Genomic DNA, 17,541 nt, shown 5'->3' on the forward strand with positions numbered 1-17,541 from the left:
TCGAGTTAGGTCTCGCTTTTCGGACAGGCAATCGCTCGTCTTCGCATTGCCTAGGTAGATTGATAATCCGCCTCAGAGCATCGAAAACTATACCGGTCCGCGTCGCTCGGCATAACTGACGCAGAACATCCGAAAGGATTTCTCCAGACGCGGGCCTGACAGCATCGGCAGCTTCTCGCCAACTTGGTTGCGATACGCACCTGCGATCGAGTCGACGTCGTAACCACCGCCATGTTCGCGTGCGATCTGACGAAACAGACGCTCCGCGTCGCCGCCAAAGGACAACGAGCCGCTCGGAAATGCCGCGGGCAGTACTGACGGTTGAGGAACAGCAATTGGGGTCAGGATGATATCCGCCTTGCCGCTCTCATAAGTCACTTCTTGTGGAGGTTTGACGAGGTGCAGGTGCGGCCCGACAAGACGTTTCTCGACCGGTGGCGGTGAACTCCACATTTTGATGACCGGTCCATTGAGATCGATATGCGCGTTTGGATATACGCCTGATACGAGATCCCAACTTTGCCGGATCGTGCTGCGAAATTTGCGCGGCGATTCGGTCGCGTTCCCGAGGTGGCACGCGAGTTGTTGCCAGGACAAGAGCTGGGGGCGATCGCCACTGATGCGTTGAAGACGATAGGCAAAGTAGGTGTAGAGATCGAGCGCGGTTGGATTGTTCTTCAACTCTCGGATTGCTGCCTCATTGAGCGGGACAGCGTGTTCGCGCAGATGTTCGAAGAACGCATCGGCGAGACGGATTTCCTTGATGAACTGTCCGTCCTTCCCCCTCAAGCCAGCATACTCATTCGCCAGCTTAACCTCCTTGACCGCAAAGGCCGCGTCGTCCGAGGCATTGTCGTCCCAGCGGATCATCCACTCACAGGCCAACAAGCGCTCTAACTGGCCCCGAAGCAGACTGGCGGTACCCCGTGAGCCGTGCGTCGCCTTTTCATAGCCGAGTCGGCGCAACCATTCGGCGAAGCTACCGCCAAGATAGACGTCGCGCGATCCGGTACGAACTGCTTCTGACATGATGTAAATAAGGATCACGCGAGGGTAAGACCCGAATGGCACCCCGAGGCTTTGCAGCGTCATCTCGCCGTCAATGCGGCGCAAGACAGGCTTTGGTGTGATCGCAAGCGTATATCGACCGTCCTGGCGAATGATTGGCGCCATCTCGTCTTTTGGACGACGTGCGGGCAGCGACATGGCACACAGCGCCGAATGCAGATAGGCGGGTACGAGATCGGCGTCGTTGACGGCGCGCATCGCATCGAAAATCAACGTATGGCCGGCTCGCTGTGCCTCGAGACGAAGCGCTGGCGGATCCGTTACCGTGAGTTGCCGAGCATAACGCTGTCCGATCGGCAGTTCAAATTGCATGGCCCCACCTTGGCTGTTCGCCGCGAATAGGACCACACAACGTTACAAAAGGCGGTTTGGCAAGCCTCTTGGCGATTTTGAGGGCAGAAGGGGTCTAGAACTACCAAATGTCGGGCTGATGTCGGTACGCTCGATCGAGTGGCTTTCGAGGTTTGCGATTCGGTTTCTTCATCGACCTGACCCCTGCCCTATCGGAATCCTATCGGAAAAGACTCTATAGGAGTGTGTACCGACATCAGCCAGTTACCCTAGATCGGGTGCACCGACATCAGCCCTCGAAGCCTGTGGATAGAACCAACATCAGCCTTGGCACCCCGTCGTCTAAAGCGAGCGTACCAAGATCAGCCCTTCGCGGCGGGTTGGTGGCGACGTCAGCCGTTCTTGGCTAGGCGTACTAACATCGGCCATGAGATTGGCGAAATAGACTCAGTTCCGCGTGACTTGGCACTTTTATGGCGCTAGGGCTTTTCAAACTGCCAAACGGGGACCTTATGCCTGACGCCTTTTCGAGCTTTGGGGGGCATGACGACATCACTGACCTCTACGATGCTGCGCAGAATGTCCTCGGGCAGCTGCGGGCCAGCGGACTCGATGCTGCGACCGGAACGAAGCAAGCTCCCCGCTTCGCGATTTCGAAAGCAGCTGAGATGGTCGGTCGCGGCGCGTCGGCGATCCGCGAGGCGGAGAAAGACGGGCGGTTACCGGCGCGCGAGCGAACTTCGACCAATCGTCGTGTCGGCTATACGCTTGCGGACATCAATCATATGCGCGGCGTTTTCGGGACGCGGGTATCGCGCGAGCGAACTGACCCGCTTTCGATTGTAGCTGTGCAGAATTTCAAGGGCGGCGTTGGTAAGTCCACCATCGCCGTGCACCTGGCCCAATATCTGGCAATGCGCGGCTATCGCGTTCTGCTGATGGATTGCGATAGTCAGGCCTCATCGACGATGTTGTTCGGCATTGTGCCCGACACCGATCTCGGCGACGAGGACACCCTTTACGGCTATCTGCACGACGACGGCATCGTTGGTCTCAGGCCGTTGCTGCGACGCACGCATTTCGATAATCTCTGGCTGCTGCCGGCGAACCTAAAGCTTTACAACGCCGAATACGAGATCGCGGCAGAGATCGCTCGGCGCGGTCGCGACGGGTTCGCTTTCATCGACAAGATTGGCGAGGCGATCGAGACTGTTGCCGATGACTTCGACATTGTCATTCTCGATCCGCCGCCGGCACTGGGCATGATCTCGCTCGCAGTGCTTACCGCCGCCAACGCGATGATCATTCCCATGCCTCCAAGCATGATCGACTTCTCGTCGACTGCGTCCTTTCTCAGCATGCTGGCAACCACTATGAAACAGCTCGAGGAACTGCGGGGGAAGCGCCCGATTTACAACTTCGTCAGGTTGGTTGCGAGCAAGGCCGACGACGGTAAATCGATGCACCGCGAGATCATGAAAATGGCGCAGCGGCTTTTTGGGGCCGCCATGCTGCGGGCCAGCCTGAAGGATTCTGCCGAGATCGACAACGCGAGTTCGCGCCTTAGCACTGTCTACGAGCTCGAGCGTCCGATCACGAGCCATGAGGTTCACGCTCGCTGCATCGGCCACCTTAATGCGGTCAATCGCGAGATCGAAATCGAGATCAGAAGGACGTGGCCGAGCCATGAGGCGGCCTTGCGCCGCGAGGGGGCGCTATGAGCGTTGTCGATCGACAATATTCGGGTAAGCCTCTGACGTCGCAAGCAAAACCGACGCGACAAGTGCTTCGATCTGAGTATCTGACGGTTTCGACAGCTCATGATGGTCTACAGCTGGAAAAGTCGCCTTCTGCAGCGTGCGAAGATGTCGGTATCCAACCAAAAGCTGTGTTATTACAGATACATACGTCTAAATTGTCGATCGACAATTTATCGGCGCTAGTGGACGGGCGGACGGGGCAGGGAGCACAGTATGGGAAATAAGGGATTCGGGGACCGTCTCGCCGATTCGTATGTCGAGTCGGCGCGCGATCGGCCGGCGCGCGGGGCGCTTCCGACCGATAGCGTCGTCGCAAGCCGCTCGTCGGCGTTTACCGAGCTCGCGACGGGCAAGGTTGTCAACGATCGTACCTTGTGGGTCGATCCCGCTCGCTGTCGACTGTGGGAGCATCACAATCGAGATCAGGCGCTACTCGACGAGGTAAGTTGCGCCGACCTGATCGACAGCTTTAAAGCCGAGGGGAAACAGCGGCTTCCAGCGATCGTCAGGCGGGTTAAGGGCGATCCTGACGTCGATTTCGAAATCATCGCAGGCGCGCGTCGGCACTGGACGGTCATGTGGCTGCGATCGCATAATTATCCAAATTTCGAATTTCTCGTCACGGTTTTGGCACTGACCGACGAGGAGGCCTTCCGGCTGGCAGACGTCGAGAATCGTGCTCGTAAAGACCTAAGCGATCTCGAGCGGGCAAGGGACTACGCCAAGGCGCTCACGTTATTTTATGGCAACAAACAAGCAGATATGGCGACCCGCCTAAACCTGCAGACGGCGTGGCTCTCACGGTTGCTCGATCTCGCAGCCTTGCCACCTGAGATTATCGCCTGCTTTGCGGATCCGCGCGAGCTGAAGGTCGAGCACGCGAAGGTCTTGGGGCCACTGTTGCGGCAGCCGCTGGCGGCGCGTAAATTGCTGGCAGAAGCACGTGACCTTGCCGATGCTCAGGCCGGGTCGCTTGCTGCAGGGCAGCCGACTATACGGCCTGCCGATATCGTTCGGCAGCTGCAGCGCGCGACACTCTCCAGATCCGTCCGCCCCGCAGCGGTGATTGTCGATGAGTGGCAAAGCAAGTCCGGTCGTCCAATGATGCGAGCGACGCGCGGGCAGACGCGAACGACGGTCGTTCTGCCAACGCGCAGCGGGGCGACGCGCGCAGATCTCGTTGCAGCTTTTGCTGAACTACTTGATCGTCTCAAGGTTGGGGAAGGCTGATCTCGGTACGCATCGCTTTGGGCGGCCGGATGCATTTGGCGATGTCGCTGGTGCGCAGCACAAGGTGAAATATCAAAGAGCTGCAGCGAAACGGCGGCAATTCGAGTAGACCGCGTGTCGATCGACCGGTTAGCCCTCTTGGCGTCCGGGTCACATACATGCACGATTCCGCCGCGAAACTAGCGGACCACGATAGTCAGTGAGCCTGACTCGATGCAATCCCGGCAGACTAGTAATGGGGTCACCGCGGTCGCTAAGTAGCTGCGCAGAAGGGCTGTGGGCTCATGATCGCGCCGCGAAGCCCGTACCAACATCAGCCCAAAATGAGCTCGAACTTTTTAGGCTACTGGGTCAGTTCGACAATGACTCCTAGCGCCGCGAGCATGGCGTCGATCTCGGCCATCTCGTCGTCGAATCGCGCGAGTGCGCGTGCGTCTGGCTCTGGTAGACGCGACGGCCGCCCGGCAGGCTGAGCCGCAAATCCAAATTTAACCGCGAGGTCGGGGGCGAGATATGCACGCCATGCCTGGCGTCCGCTGATCTCGACCACGAGGCCCTGATGGGCTGCCCGCGTTAACAACTTGCCCGCCCCGGAGATGGTCAGCCCGAGCGTACGCGACACATAAAGCGGGCTCAGCAGCGGCCGGCGCTGGAGCAGCACTACCAGCGACACCAACTTGCCGGGACGCCGCGCCGCGCCGAGGGTCGCGGCTGCCCGCGTTCGGTCTCCCTCGACGGCATTGAGCCGCTCGAGCCCGTCCTCGGCGGCTTTCGTCAGCGCTTTCAGGTATCGCGGGACGATCGCTCGACGATCGCGCGGCGCGTATCGCAGGGCCTTGTCTGCGGCGACGAGGCAGGGGAGGGGGGTCCGGGTCACGCCGAGGGCCTTGAGCAGCGACGGTATGCCGAGCCACGGGGCCGCGCTGCGATCGGCGCGCGCGTGGATCGCGGTCAGTTCGAGCGCACGCAGCAGAGCAGGGCGATCGCTCCACTCTGGCGGCAAGTTGAGCGTCACCGGGATCAGCTCGCGCCAGTGTCGTCCGTCGGGCCTGGCCAGCGCCGCCTGCCAAGCTGCGAGCGCGGCGTGTTCATCGGCGGCGAAGGCGGGTGGCCCCCGCCCGGGCACTGCGACCCCGCAGGCAAGAGCAAAAATGTCGATTTCGTCGATCTCTGCGCCCTGGCCGCGCCGAGCCTCCGTGAACCCGATCCACGACGCCCGCTCGACCCACGACCACCGTGTCGATGCGCCGGATACACGAGCGTCAAGGCGGCCGATTGCGAGCGCTGTCGCTTCGAGCAGCCCGGCCAAGAGCGGTGTCCAATCGGGCGCGGAAAGGTCGGGAAGGGGATACGTCACGCACCCTTAGTAGCGCCAAAAGGACCTTCCAGTCTACTGTACTAGTGTTTGTAGTCCTGATAATGAAGCGTTATCGTGACCCTAGCTTTTTGGGGTTTTTGAGCGTAATCGGCGGCGATGGCCGCTTCCGCCCTCACGACCCTGCCGCCGACGGCCTCGCTCGGCATCATCGTCGATGAAATCACTGCGCTTGCGCCCCAGCGTCAGCTACTCGACCCGACACTCGTTGCTGCCGCGGCGCGCGCGTGGTCGGCGAACACGGTGCGGGCGTTCCTGTCGGATCTGCGGCTGTGGGACAGCTGGTGCCGGCGCTCGGGGGTTCAGACTGGCAGCGCCACGGCCGGCACCGTTGCGACCTATGTCCGTGCGCTGTCGGGGCAGGACCTCGGGAGTGACGCGGCGCGCGCCACCGGCGAGCGCGCCGCGGCCACGATCGGGCGGTACCTCGTCCATATCGGCTGGGCGTACCGGATGGCGGGGCGCGACGATCCAACTGCAGCGCCACTGGTGCGGTTCGAGCATAAGGCAGCGCGCAAGATCCTCGGTGTGCGGCAACGCCAAGCGCGCGCGATCCGGTTCAAGGGCGACGTCACCGACCTCGACGGGCCGCCGGCGGGGGTGTGCCTCGCGACGCTGCTGAAGGCGTGCCGCAAGGACATGCTCGGCGCGCGCGACCAGGCGCTGCTGCTGCTCGCCTATGACACCGGCTGCCGGCGCTCGGAACTGGTCGCGATCGAGGTCGACCACATCGATGGGCCCGATGGCGAGGGGGCAGGGACGCTGTTGATCCCGCGGAGCAAGACAGATCGGGAGGGGGAGGGGGCGCTCGCCTATCTGTCGCCGGCGGCGATGAAGGCGATCAAACGCTGGCGCGAGATGGGGCATATCGACCGCGGGGCGCTGTTTCGTCGGGTCGAGACCTACTTCGACGGCGGCGTGCGCACGGTGGGGGAGGGGGCCCTTCACCCCGGAACGATTGCGATCATCTACAAGCGGCTGATCCGCGCGGCGTTCGATAAGAAGCTGCTCGGAACCATGAGCGAGGCCGAGCTCGAGCGCTGGGTCAAGGCGGTGTCGAGCCATTCGATCCGGGTCGGGGTGGCGCAGGACAATTTTGCGGCAGGGGAGGGGTTGCCGGCAATCATGCAGGCGTACCGCTGGCGCGACGCCAAGACGGTGATGCGCTACGGGGCGAAGTTGGCGGCGAAAAGCGGGGCGAGCGCGCGGCTGGCGAAGCGGTTCTCGGCCGAGTAGACGCTCTTCTGGACCAACGCGCCGCCAAACTGTCCGACACACTGCAATGTCATTTTTAAGCGGGGGGCGACATGGCCGCGATGTTCAGTTTTAGACATGTCGAACGGATTTGCTCGCGGCCAAATCGAGTACCCGACCCCACCCATCAGGCGATATCCGACTCCAACGACGCGATCCTCTTGTCAGAGGATGTTGCTAAGTGCGGGGGGAGCGGGTTTTCTTTGCGCCGCCGGCCCGTGCGGTAGATGCGCGCTGCGCGGTGGAGTTCATCCGCCCGAGCCCGATTTTTAACGCCAAGTTGCGACGCTTTTCCGCATAAGCGGGGGCGACCATCGGGTAATCTGCAGGTAAGCGCCATTTTGCGCGGTACGCGTCTGGCGTCAAACCGTAGCCATTCATCAGATGTCGTTTGAGCATTTTAAAATGTCTGCCGTCCTCAAGACAGACAAGATAGTTGGGCTTGATCGACGCGCGGATCGAAACCGCCGGTGTCTGCTGGTCGGGTTGCGGTTCGACCTGGGCGCCAAGGCGAGCGAGGGCCGCATAGACGTTCGCAATCATCCCTGAAAGGTCGGAAAGCGCGACAGAGTTATTGGAGACGTGCGCACTGACGATATTGGCAGTTAAGGAAAGCGTTCCACTTTGAGCAGATAAAATGTTCACGCAAAATTCCTTAATTTAGGCCGGTTGACCTTTTCCGTCGTCTGTATAACTCGTGCTGAGTAGCGACGTTCCAATCGCACTTTTAGTGGCTCATCGGCGCTGGGCGCGTTCGATTATTTAGTTCTAAAAGATGAAAACTATTTGAACCGTCTCAGACGGACTGAAGGGACAAAATAACGTAAACGGTCATTCGGTCGAAAGACGTCTCGTCCGCTGTACGTCCATTTCTCGCCGTACAACTTTCCTGAGTCCGAAAGCCGCCGTCCGTTCAGGTGGCTCAGCTTACTTAATTGGTGGATTACGGCCGGCCGCTTTCGAGCGCTGAGGTGATGCAAACGGCCTTTCGTTCAGATGTCGCCGGCCGACAGCTTCGCGTCCGATTTAAGGCAATCGCGATGGACGATTCGAGCCTGGAAGCGGTGGTTTATGGCAATGTGCAGGCGCTTGCGCGCTCCGCCTCGGATGTGACGCGATCCCGCTGAAGGCGGATGGTCGACACGACTTTACGACCGCGCGAACGCGATCAACGGCTAAAAGTCTTCGGCATCGGCTGCTTTAAGCTTGGCAATGTATGCCTTGCGGGTCTCGGTCGGATCGACGAGATTGACCTGTCCCCAAGTGAAACGCGGTTGGGCAAGTTCGATCGCGAGAAGGTCGCCGACCATACGGGAAAAGCGACCGTTGCCGTTTGGATAGGGATGGATCGCGACAACGCGGTGGCTGAAGCGGATGGCAATCTCGTCGGCCGGAAAGGTCTGGTTTGCGGCCCAGTATTTGGCGGCATCGATTGCTTGGTAAAGCTCGACCGGGATGCGGTGGGCGTCGATGCCAATATTGCTCGCGGTGGTGCGGTAGGTGCCCGCCCACCTCCACACATCGCCATTCATTCGTTTATGCAGCGCATTTAGAAAACCGGGATTGAGTACTTCCCGCTTTCGCCACGACAGCCAGTTCCTCGCGTCTGCGATGTTTGTCAGTTCGGCTTCGTTCAGTTCGGCGCGCAGCGTGATGTAAGATGGGAACGGCTTGCCCCGCTGATCTCGGACACGGCAACTTTTGATCGTCCGGAAAGGCGACCGCCTCCGCCGCTCGTCGTCGCACCCTCTGACGATCATCACCGACTTGAAAACGTAGTCTCGCGTTCCGCTCAATCTCCGAGCAGATGAATACCACCACGTCACACGGGGAGGTCCTGCTCAAAGTTTTTGGGTCACCGGGGTGGTCGCCGACATATCCAAACTGATCGGTTCGGACATGTCGGCTAAGACGTTGACTCGCTGATGAAGCGCAGCCGGAAAACCTCCACAAGACGGGGTACGGACCTCTTAAGCCGCCGGCGCGTCGAAGGCGGGCGCCAGCTTGGCGCGGGGGGAGCGGGGCTTCTTTGCCGGTGAGGCCTCGACCACGGGTGCGGGCGGCGCGACCGAGGCCTTGCGCCCAAGTCCGATCTTCAGCGCCAGGCTGCGACGCGTCTCGGCATACGCCGGCGCCACCATCGGATAATCTGCAGCGAGCTTCCACTTTGCGCGGTATGCGTCGGGCGTCATGCCGTATGTAGTCATCAGATGTCGCTTGAGCATTTTGAGCTGCTTGCCATCCTCAAGACAGACAAGATAGTCGGTCTTGACTGACGCGCGGATCGAAACCGCCGGAGTCTGCTGGACGGGTTCCGGCTCGACCTGGCTGCCGAGGTTGGCGAGCGCCGCATAGACGTTGCCGATCAGTCCCGGAACGTCAGAAAGCGCAACCGAGTTATTGGCTACATGCGAGCTGACGATATCGGCGGTCAGGCTCAAAAGCTCATTATTAGACGCAAGATCGTTCACACCAGATTCCTTGTTTGAGGCCGATCGTTTGTCTCATCGATCAGTACATTCGCATTTAGTTCGGCAGTTGAAAGATTACCAGATGCTTAACCAATATCTTTGATCTGGAGCCTCCCCGGAGCTGCAACAACTGCCCAAACCGACGCAGTGATCAGTCGTCGTCTCCTCACGGGAGCGATCTTTCCAAGCGAGCTGCAGTGTCGCTTGGTTGACGGTACCGTCGTTTGAAGTCTAGCGATGTGCCGAGCACGACCTGCAAACCTTAGAATGTCTGTTGGAGATCAGAATGCCTTTGAAGGATTATCTCGGCGTTATCGACAATGCCCTCAAGCATGTGTTCGACCGCAAGGCAATTGATCCGACGAAGGCACGCCGACCACTGCTTCGCGGTATCGACCGCACGCTGGCGCAATTCAAGACCGGCTCTGCGGGGACGCCAACCGGCTGGTACCGCCTTAAGAATGGCGTCGTCGCACTGACGGTGAAAGTCGCTGGTAACACGCTTGATATTAACGGCGAGGCGACCAACCATTTGCCGGCCGAGCGCTTCGAGGAGTTCCTCGGGAGTATGCGTGCAGCGGTCGAGGCTGGCGAGTTCGACAAGGAACTGGCCAACAAGGGCCACGGCGACGCTGAGGTGCAAATCCCCAAGCGCACACCGGGATCCATCTCGCCCGAAGCCGCGAAGCTGCGCGGGGCCAAGGCAGCGGCAACCCGCAAGGCGAACCGCGAGAAGACGAAACCCGTTAAATAACGAAGGCTAGCAGCCGCCAGATGCCGGCGAAGGCGAACACGGGTCGGCTCGGCAGGTCGAACCAACAGAGAGGCAGCTTCGCTAGAACGCCCGGGCCATATTCACTGAATGACGAAACGGTAACGAGTTACCGACATTCAGGGCTTGCCATAGCCGATCGCCAGAAAGTGCCCGCAAGATTGCGGAAGTTGGTCACCGGCTTCTCGCTCAATATGCCAGTCTTTGGCGATCTGACCCTGCGGGGGAAGCCCTACGGCATGACGTTGAGGATGCGCCGACAGCCTACCGAACGCGTCCTTTCCACGCATAACGTTCCCGTCAACGTGACGGCGGTAGCCGGGCTGGGCGAAGAGTCACAAGGCTAGGTCTGATGCCAGAAGACGAATACCTGGGTCCGACCCGAATTGGCTGCGGGAATGATGCCGACGTTCAGGCTTTCGGTCCCATGAGCCCACGGTACCTGACCGGTCTGCAACCCGGCGGTGCGGGACGATCGCCAGGCATCGCTATCGCTCCCGAGGAGGAAGTTGTCGTCGGCGGAAAATGTTATATCGCGCCCCGCCTTCTGGCTTATCCGATGAAGCAGGAGGGTCCGGTCGCTGGCCGACATGACAATCATCAGCTTGGCTGAATCGTCCATTCCCGCTTCGCTTGCTACATGCTCGATGGTCGCCGATGCAGGAAGATCAAGTCCAATCCGCTGAAGCAGCGCAATCGTGGCCGGCGTCGAGGAGTCGTGCATTGCATGCCTTTCTGGCGGGGTAGCCGCTCCACAGCCCGCTAGCTGCAGGAGCAACGCGGACGCGACCACAAAGCGACCGAGTCGGTACGTCATCGACCCGGCGGCTTCAAAACGACCGAATCATCGGGGGCTCCGAAATCGCCGTCCCACGCTAATTTCCGATGGATGGAGCCGAAGCAGTCGTACTCTCGCGCGAGACCCTGGCGATGGAACTCCCCCATGGTCTGGTCGGTCACCTGAAACCCCGCGATCGTGACCGACTTCCCGCCGTCCCAGTTGTAACGATCGTAGAAGCGGTACTCGAAATCCACCTCGTAATGCCGACCGAAACTCCCGTTGGAGATGATCGCTTCGCCTTTGCCCCATCGCGTATAACCACCCGTAGCGAAGAACCAGTCGGCATTTTCAGACTTCTCGTCGTATCCTGACCGATTAAAAATGGCGGTGAAAGTGTGGCGACCGGCGGGTAGGGTCTGTAAAAAAGCACGTGCCAGACGAAACTCCGAAATCACCGCGGCCCGTGCGCTTGGCACCACGCGGACCATGTTTTCCAGATCGACGGTGTAATCAAGGCCCGTATTCTGCAGGTAATGGCCGAGATGCTTGGTAGCATTCGGGCCGGGATACAGATTTGTCGCGCCTTGTATGATCAATGCCGTCAACGCCACCTTCTCGGCCACCACCGCCGCAGTCTTTGGGTGCGAGTTCCATCCACCCGCCCCGGCATCGGCGAAATGCGGCGGGTCGGCCGTGCCGGTGCGATAATTGCGATCGCTGCCGGAATAGTTCGACAGAGGCTCATGGGGAACGGGGGAAGAGGGATGTCGAGCGCTAGCCGCACGCATGTGATCGTCCAATCACGTTTCCCAGGACGAGATCCTGCGGATCGATAGCCAGGATAGCAACGGCGAGGGTGACGGTCGACGAAATAATGTGCGACGGAAAGCGCCGCTGGCGGGGGCGCTCATCAACGGTGCGGCTCGTTGCTTCCGTGGAAGCGGCCGAGTGCCGCGCGCAGAAGAGGCCGACCGCGACGATCCCAAGGCCGAGCGCTGCCAACTGCGTCAGGTTTCGCAGGGCCGAATCCCCGATGCATCAGATCAGCAGATAGAACAGGGAGAGGTTGGCGGTCGGCTGGTTTGCGCCCAAACTCGGTCGTTCAATCAATAATCCCACTGTCTCAAAAGCTGCCGTAGCTTAAGGAGATAAGCGCTGGGTTGACACATAGACCCCGCCGTTCATGCGGTGGCAACGGTAATTGAGGCTGAGAAGTGACCACGCTCGATGAGAGCCCCGAGGACGAGCAGCCTGGCGACGGCGCCGATGCTTGGCTTGCCGAACTGACACCATCGGAGCTCACAACCGAGTATCTCCGGTGTCGCAGAGAATTCCGAAACCTAGGGACCCGGGCTAAGCTCGTTTCGATGGGCAGCGGGCATGTCTGGGTGGAGAGCAACCGGCTGGCCTACGCCTCGGTTCTGTTCACAAGAATCGTCGTCACTGCCAGGAGCGTCGAGCGACTGCTGCCGGATTGTGCTCCTCGGGAGCATTGGGACTTCAGCGCCGTGGCGTCACTGACCCGCAATCTCTCCGAGGCCTACCTCTGGTATTTCTGGCTTTGCGAGGACGAGATTGATCTTGACATCCGGCAGGGTCGGTTCGTCCTGCTTTACTGTCACGACCACGGTTCCCGCGGACGGCTCTTCCCGCCCGACGGGGACGACAGCGAGGTTATCGCCGACTTCGAACGCCGCTTCGACGAGAACCCGTGGCTCCGCACGTTCGATCCGAAGGCGCGACGGGAGGCGATGCGCGGTCACAAGACCCCGTTCGTGCAGGACAACGTGCTCGAGCGGATGGGCGAGGACAAGGAGCCGTTCCGCCTCGCCTACAGATTCTTCTCTCAGCATACCCACACCGGACCGGTGGCGTTCTTCCGTCTCTTCGAGCACGACCGTGGCAAGGGCTTGGAGACCGCCCACGAGAAGCGATATATGATCCATGCGATCCTTTTCGCTACCGCGATACTTGAGCGCGCCGTCACCGGACATCTGAAGTTGTTCCCCGATGCGTATACGCGGCGCCCGCCCTTCAGTGAGGCTGACGTTGCGAAGACTGTGGAGCGCAACCAAGGGCGTGGTCGCCGCCAACGTCGCTAGTTCCGGCTTCCGCGACGGCGATTTGGCTGACACCTGTTAGACGGTCGAAGCCGGACCTGCCCGTCGACTACGCGCCCTCATGTCGGTCATTGCGGCCCGCCTGCCGATCGGCTGAGGCGGCCAAGGTTACCAATTTTTCTAGATGGCCGGGTCTGGGACATTGCTGCCCTTCCCGCTGAAGGGTCGTGCGGCTGAGCGGAACAGAAAAGTGTAGCTATGCTGCGTTCCACGCCCGTAAGCGGTCAGGCGGCAACCGGCCCCCCTGCGGTCTGCGCTGAGACCAGAGCTGAGGCATCGAGCGATCGGCGGCTGTCTGCCGTCTTACGGACATATGCCGGCGCACATATCCTGAATGAGGCGAGCGCGGTTTTAACGCATTCGCGAACTTTTGTCGGCCGCAATTGTAGGCGTTCGGGCTTACGCATACCCGCAGGTAAACCCCGGCGAGCTTGCGACCGCGCTTTGAGAAAATGTCGAGCTCGCAGAGTTAATCCACGTTTGGCCCTCCCGGAACGGTCGTCTCCTGCATCATTATGGCTGCGATGCCGCCGCGCGCACATGGAGATCAAAGCAGTCACGCGCGCCTTCGATCGCGGCGTCGAGCCACACTTGTCCTTCGCGAGCCCCAAGGGAGTCGATCGAGCAGACGAGGGTCCGCCATTCTCCGGTGCGATGTCGTGATGACAAAAAGGCGCTCGGCACGTCGGCTGACAACCGCTTGACTAGAACGGCGCCGCCGAGACGGGACCCTTCGAGGACGTACAGCACGCCCCACAACCAACCGTCGCGGTCTTCCTGCGCGAACCGGAGTGGCCGTGGCACGGCCAGTCCCAGCAATTTAAGATCCTCGGCAAGCAGATGCGCGCGCGGCCGCCAGGCTGGGAGCGTCTGGTCGAGAACCAGGCCTGCTTCTGCGGCGCCTGTCGCCTGCGTCTGGGCGAGAAGAAAACGCCCATAACTGGTTCGGTCGGTCAAATCGAAGCGGCTGTATTCCTTGTCGACTTTTAGGTGAAACGAAGAGGTCGCCTCGCGCAGACGCCCGATCGCGCTACCCTGCTCGCCGGGCCTCGGCATTATTGTTCTCCGACCGCCATGAGCGAAATCTGAGACATTCGTCCCGGTTCCTGCAAGTTTATGACTCGCGCCGGAAGTTGCGGAGATGGAGCTGGCACTATCGTGTCCGCTCGTATTCGGAACGACGTGAAGTTTCGTCCTGATTGGGGCCGATCCGGCCTTTACGGGCGAGTTTCATCGCATCCGGCGCCAGCAGCGGGCGACCGAACATGAACCCCTGAACCATGTCAGCCCCCGAGACTTTGGTAATGGCAAGTTGATCGGAAGTCTCGACGCCTTCCTGAATGACGGTCATGCCCGCGGCATGGATAAGCGCAACGACCGCGCCGACGAAATCGACATCGTCGCGGTCTTCGTCGGTTTGATCAAGAAAGCTGCTGTCGAGTTTGACGATATCGGCGGGCAGCCGACGCAGATATGACAAGGACGAAAAGCCGGTACCGAAGTCGTCAATGGCAACTCTGACGCCGAGGGATCGGATGTTCCGCAAGACGACTGCAATTTCCTTGTCACTTACCATCGATTCGGTGACCTCAAGACATATTGCCGACGCCGGTAGCTCCGCTTCGAGTAAAATCGAAGCCAGACGCCGGTCGAAGCCGGGCTCGGCAAGCTGCCGTACCGAGACGTTGATCGTCAGCACCAGGTCGATGTCATCGACCGCATCGCGCATGGCCTTCGCTTGACGCGTTGCGGTCACGATAATCCAGTCACCTAGCGGGATGATAACGCCCGATTTTTCGGCGAGGGGAATAAACATATCCGGCGACACCCAGCCGAGCCGAGGATGACGCCAGCGCAGCAATGCCTCGAAGCCGATCAGCCGGTGATCGGCATTCTTGAGAGAGAACAGAGGCTGATAGACGAGCATCAGCTGCCCGGTTTCATTGACTGCTTTGCGCAGGTCGTGGTCGAGCTCAAACTTGCGCACGGCATGGTCGTAAATTGCTTGTTGAAAAATTGCATGGCGGTTACCGCCTCGTTGCTTAGCCTCGTACATCGCCATATCTGCCGCCTGCAAGATATCGAGCGCGCCGACCGCTTCCGCCATCGCCAGGCCAATGCTTGCCGAGACGTGGGCAGCATGACCATTGAGATCGAATGGCAGTTCAAGTGTCGCGAGGATGCGCGCGGCAAGGTCGCAGACACCGCTTTCGTCCAATCCCTGTGAGAGGACGACAAATTCGTCGCCGCCGAGACGCGAAACCATGTGCCTCGGGCCTGCTACTGCTAGCAGACGTTCGGCGACTTGGATGAGCAGCATGTCCCCCGCGGCGTGCCCGACCGAATCGTTCACCGCCTTGAACCTATCGAGATCGAGGAATAGCACGCTTATCTCGGGGCAATTGGTGCTATCGGTTGACCTTTCCCGAAGTCGCTCTTCCATCCGGCGGCGATTGGCCAAGCCGGTCAGGGGATCGAAATGCCGAAGCTTGGCGAGGCCGGCGCTGGCACGCGCCGACATCTCGGCTTGAATCGCGAGACGAAGATCGCCGGCGATCGTCAGATCGGCTGCCGTCCAGGGCGCTGAATGACCGCTTGTCGTTTCGTTCCAGGCCGCAAACGACTCGCGTGGTGACAGCCGACCGGTTGATGGATCGACGGAGTGATGCTTTGCAGGATCTCCACCCCAAACAATGTTGCGCTTCAGTTCGGGCCGAAACCACAGGATAGACTCATCGACACTCGCACCAAACCGCATGATCATGGCGCCGCTGCCGGCCAGAAAGCACTCGGCATCTCCCGCAAGTCGCAAGCCGAGATCATCGGCAGCGACGATCGCGCCGTCAGCCGTTCGCTCGAAATGTGTCAATATCTGCTGTTGAGCGGCCAATGGCGGAAGAACGCCATAACAACGTCTTTCATCTCCAGACCGGATGATGACGCCGCCGGCATCAACCAACTGCAGCAACGCCGGGCCGGCCAGCATCAGCCCGTCGCCGAAAGGCCGACCACCAGAGATCGCTTCAACAAGCGAATGCAGCGCAGCCTGCCGTGCTAATCGGTCGATATAGGCTTCGGCTTCGCCCAGATTATTAATTAGCAGCGACATGATTTGCCCGAGTAGTCTGGCGACCGATCGGAGCTCTGGCCCAACGATACGCGGCAGATTATGGTGGCAGACCAACATGCCCCATAACTGGCCCCCGTGGACCAGTGAAATCGTCAAGCTTGCGGCGACGTTCATGTTGCGCATGTACTGGCAGTGGATCGGCGACACGCCGCGTAGAGCACTCAGGGTCATGTCAATCGGCATGCCGTCGTCGAAAGCCGGATCGACGAGCAGCGGGACCGGATCGTAGCCGAAATCGGCGATCGCGCCGACACGGTTGAGCATAAACAGCCGCCTCGCCTGTGGCGGAATATCGGCTGCCGGGTAGGTCATGCCGAGAAACGAGTCGAGAGCGTCAATTTTCGACTCGGCGATAATGGTGCCGTCGCCGACGGTGTTGAATCGATACGCCATTACGCGGTCAAAGCCCGACAGGCTCCGCAGCCCCATTACGGCAAGTTCGCAAATTTGCGTGCGCGATCTGGCGTGCATGAACATTTCAAGAAGGGGGTGAACCGCGGTCAAAGGCGTCACCTCCAACACATCCATCGCCGGCTGCAGGTCCACGAAGATGTATGACCCCGACCGATGCGCCTGAAGGTTGAGCAACCGGCCACCCTCCCCCCGCACGCTGATAACTTCGCCGATCGAAGCGCCGCTCTCGCCCTGCTCGGTCGCGGTGTGGGTCAAGTCGGCTTTACCCACGACATCCTCGAGCGTGTGGCCGATCGCCCACGCAGGTAGGCATCCAAGGATCTCCTCGAGGTTGGCACTGGCGTGGGTGATCCGGCGACTGCTGCAGTCTGCGAGCAAAACCGCGCCATGCCCCTGAATCACATTCGGCGTATGAATTGCTTCTTGTTCGCAGGTCGCGAAAGAAGCAATCGACCGCTTTAGTTCGCGCAATTTAATTCTCATGCGCCGATGCTCCTTGAGACGCATTAAGCTGGAGCCTACCACCCACTAATATACTTCGCGAGTAGTTTTTAGCGAAAAAATGAATTAATACATGGTAAATAATCGCACTGCCGCCGATATTAAACGTGCTGTCGCTCAGTTTGGGATGCTTGCGTCACCGACTTCGCTGGAGGAACGCAAGGTAGTATCTTGCCTTTTTTAAATCGCTGATGCTTCTGCGATTGACGACCTTAAAACCGCGTCCACCCGCCGATCGTAGAGATCAATGCAGTGGCAGCTTTCCCGCATTCGATGTCTGGAAGCTGCCAGGCCGCTTCCGGCCCCTCAACCCTCCGCGAGCAGTGACCTACTTTAGTGAAAACGGTTGTAACGCTATTTCAATTTCGCCGCTG

The 17,541-nt window shown here is 60.0% G+C and carries 14 protein-coding genes; 5 read left to right on the top strand and 9 right to left on the bottom strand.

Annotated features, from left to right (window positions below; all coding sequences use genetic code 11):
• Nucleotides 1-87 precede the first annotated feature (87 nt).
• A complete protein-coding gene (locus KZX46_RS03750) occupies nt 88-1,380 on the bottom strand; it encodes a replication protein RepA (RefSeq protein WP_219773950.1) in 1,293 nt (430 codons plus the stop codon).
• A gap of 491 nt (nt 1,381-1,871) precedes the next feature.
• On the opposite strand from KZX46_RS03750, the gene KZX46_RS03755 reads away from it, so the two are divergent.
• Nucleotides 1,872-3,080, top strand: a complete 1,209-nt coding sequence (locus KZX46_RS03755) for an AAA family ATPase (protein ID WP_216710482.1) — start codon at nt 1,872-1,874, stop codon at nt 3,078-3,080.
• A 252-nt stretch (nt 3,081-3,332) separates the two neighbouring features.
• Entirely contained in the window at nt 3,333-4,349 is a 1,017-nt protein-coding gene (locus KZX46_RS03760) for a ParB/RepB/Spo0J family partition protein (protein WP_219773951.1), read from the top strand.
• Between the two features lie 343 nt (nt 4,350-4,692).
• On the opposite strand, the gene KZX46_RS03765 is transcribed toward KZX46_RS03760, so the two are convergent.
• The gene (locus tag KZX46_RS03765) at nt 4,693-5,706 is read right to left on the bottom strand and encodes a hypothetical protein (RefSeq protein WP_219773952.1); all 1,014 of its coding nucleotides are present in this window, start codon (nt 5,704-5,706) and stop codon (nt 4,693-4,695) included.
• A 117-nt stretch (nt 5,707-5,823) separates the two neighbouring features.
• On the opposite strand from KZX46_RS03765, the gene KZX46_RS03770 reads away from it, so the two are divergent.
• Nucleotides 5,824-6,960, top strand: coding sequence for a tyrosine-type recombinase/integrase (locus tag KZX46_RS03770; protein ID WP_219773953.1), 1,137 nt, complete (start codon nt 5,824-5,826; stop codon nt 6,958-6,960).
• A 195-nt stretch (nt 6,961-7,155) separates the two neighbouring features.
• Here the strand turns inward: KZX46_RS03770 and KZX46_RS03775 are convergent, their stop codons facing one another.
• The 3 genes from KZX46_RS03775 to KZX46_RS03785 form a co-directional block, all read right to left on the bottom strand.
• Nucleotides 7,156-7,623, bottom strand: a complete 468-nt coding sequence (locus tag KZX46_RS03775) for a MucR family transcriptional regulator (protein WP_219773954.1) — start codon at nt 7,621-7,623, stop codon at nt 7,156-7,158.
• A gap of 530 nt (nt 7,624-8,153) precedes the next feature.
• Nucleotides 8,154-8,738 carry a mobile mystery protein B gene (locus KZX46_RS03780; RefSeq protein WP_219774266.1) on the bottom strand — a complete coding sequence of 195 codons (585 nt, stop codon included), beginning with the start codon at nt 8,736-8,738 and terminating at the stop codon, nt 8,154-8,156.
• A gap of 210 nt (nt 8,739-8,948) precedes the next feature.
• Nucleotides 8,949-9,449: a MucR family transcriptional regulator gene (locus KZX46_RS03785; protein ID WP_219773955.1), complete on the bottom strand. Its 501-nt coding sequence runs from the start codon at nt 9,447-9,449 to the stop codon at nt 8,949-8,951.
• A gap of 274 nt (nt 9,450-9,723) precedes the next feature.
• Here KZX46_RS03785 and KZX46_RS03790 point away from each other — a divergent pair, with 274 nt between their 5' ends.
• On the top strand, nt 9,724-10,203 hold the full coding sequence (locus KZX46_RS03790; protein WP_219773956.1) for a hypothetical protein: 480 nt from the start codon (nt 9,724-9,726) through the stop codon (nt 10,201-10,203).
• Between the two features lie 361 nt (nt 10,204-10,564).
• Here KZX46_RS03790 and KZX46_RS03795 read toward each other — a convergent pair whose 3' ends face one another.
• Both KZX46_RS03795 and KZX46_RS03800 read right to left on the bottom strand, forming a co-directional pair.
• Nucleotides 10,565-10,945 (bottom strand): hypothetical protein, encoded by a 381-nt coding sequence (locus KZX46_RS03795; protein ID WP_219773957.1) that lies wholly within the window; start codon nt 10,943-10,945, stop codon nt 10,565-10,567.
• An 89-nt stretch (nt 10,946-11,034) separates the two neighbouring features.
• A complete protein-coding gene (locus KZX46_RS03800) occupies nt 11,035-11,802 on the bottom strand; it encodes a hypothetical protein (RefSeq protein ID WP_219773958.1) in 768 nt (255 codons plus the stop codon).
• Between the two features lie 414 nt (nt 11,803-12,216).
• Between KZX46_RS03800 and KZX46_RS03805 the strand changes: the two genes are divergently transcribed.
• Nucleotides 12,217-13,104 carry a DUF5677 domain-containing protein gene (locus KZX46_RS03805; RefSeq protein ID WP_219773959.1) on the top strand — a complete coding sequence of 296 codons (888 nt, stop codon included), beginning with the start codon at nt 12,217-12,219 and terminating at the stop codon, nt 13,102-13,104.
• 531 nt (nt 13,105-13,635) lie between these two features.
• Here KZX46_RS03805 and KZX46_RS03810 read toward each other — a convergent pair.
• Nucleotides 13,636-14,178 carry a biliverdin-producing heme oxygenase gene (locus tag KZX46_RS03810; protein ID WP_219773960.1) on the bottom strand — a complete coding sequence of 181 codons (543 nt, stop codon included), beginning with the start codon at nt 14,176-14,178 and terminating at the stop codon, nt 13,636-13,638.
• 97 nt (nt 14,179-14,275) lie between these two features.
• Nucleotides 14,276-17,149, bottom strand: coding sequence for an EAL domain-containing protein (locus KZX46_RS03815; RefSeq protein WP_219773961.1), 2,874 nt, complete (start codon nt 17,147-17,149; stop codon nt 14,276-14,278).
• Nucleotides 17,150-17,541 lie beyond the last annotated feature (392 nt).

Source organism: Polymorphobacter sp. PAMC 29334 (assembly GCF_019431245.1).
GTDB lineage: Bacteria > Pseudomonadota > Alphaproteobacteria > Sphingomonadales > Sphingomonadaceae > Polymorphobacter_B > Polymorphobacter_B megasporae.

What these genes read in the sequence shown, in the direction of transcription:
- KZX46_RS03760 (WP_219773951.1), top strand. Translation starts at nt 3,333, where the DNA reads ATGGGAAATAAGGGATTCGGGGACCGTCTCGCCGATTCGTATGTCGAG.
- KZX46_RS03780 (WP_219774266.1), bottom strand. Translation starts at nt 8,738, where the DNA reads ATGATCGTCAGAGGGTGCGACGACGAGCGGCGGAGGCGGTCGCCTTTC.
- KZX46_RS03795 (WP_219773957.1), bottom strand. Translation starts at nt 10,945, where the DNA reads ATGCACGACTCCTCGACGCCGGCCACGATTGCGCTGCTTCAGCGGATT.
- KZX46_RS03750 (WP_219773950.1), bottom strand. Translation starts at nt 1,380, where the DNA reads ATGCAATTTGAACTGCCGATCGGACAGCGTTATGCTCGGCAACTCACG.
- KZX46_RS03810 (WP_219773960.1), bottom strand. Translation starts at nt 14,178, where the DNA reads ATGCCGAGGCCCGGCGAGCAGGGTAGCGCGATCGGGCGTCTGCGCGAG.
- KZX46_RS03770 (WP_219773953.1), top strand. Translation starts at nt 5,824, where the DNA reads ATGGCCGCTTCCGCCCTCACGACCCTGCCGCCGACGGCCTCGCTCGGC.
- KZX46_RS03815 (WP_219773961.1), bottom strand. Translation starts at nt 17,149, where the DNA reads ATGAGAATTAAATTGCGCGAACTAAAGCGGTCGATTGCTTCTTTCGCG.
- KZX46_RS03755 (WP_216710482.1), top strand. Translation starts at nt 1,872, where the DNA reads ATGCCTGACGCCTTTTCGAGCTTTGGGGGGCATGACGACATCACTGAC.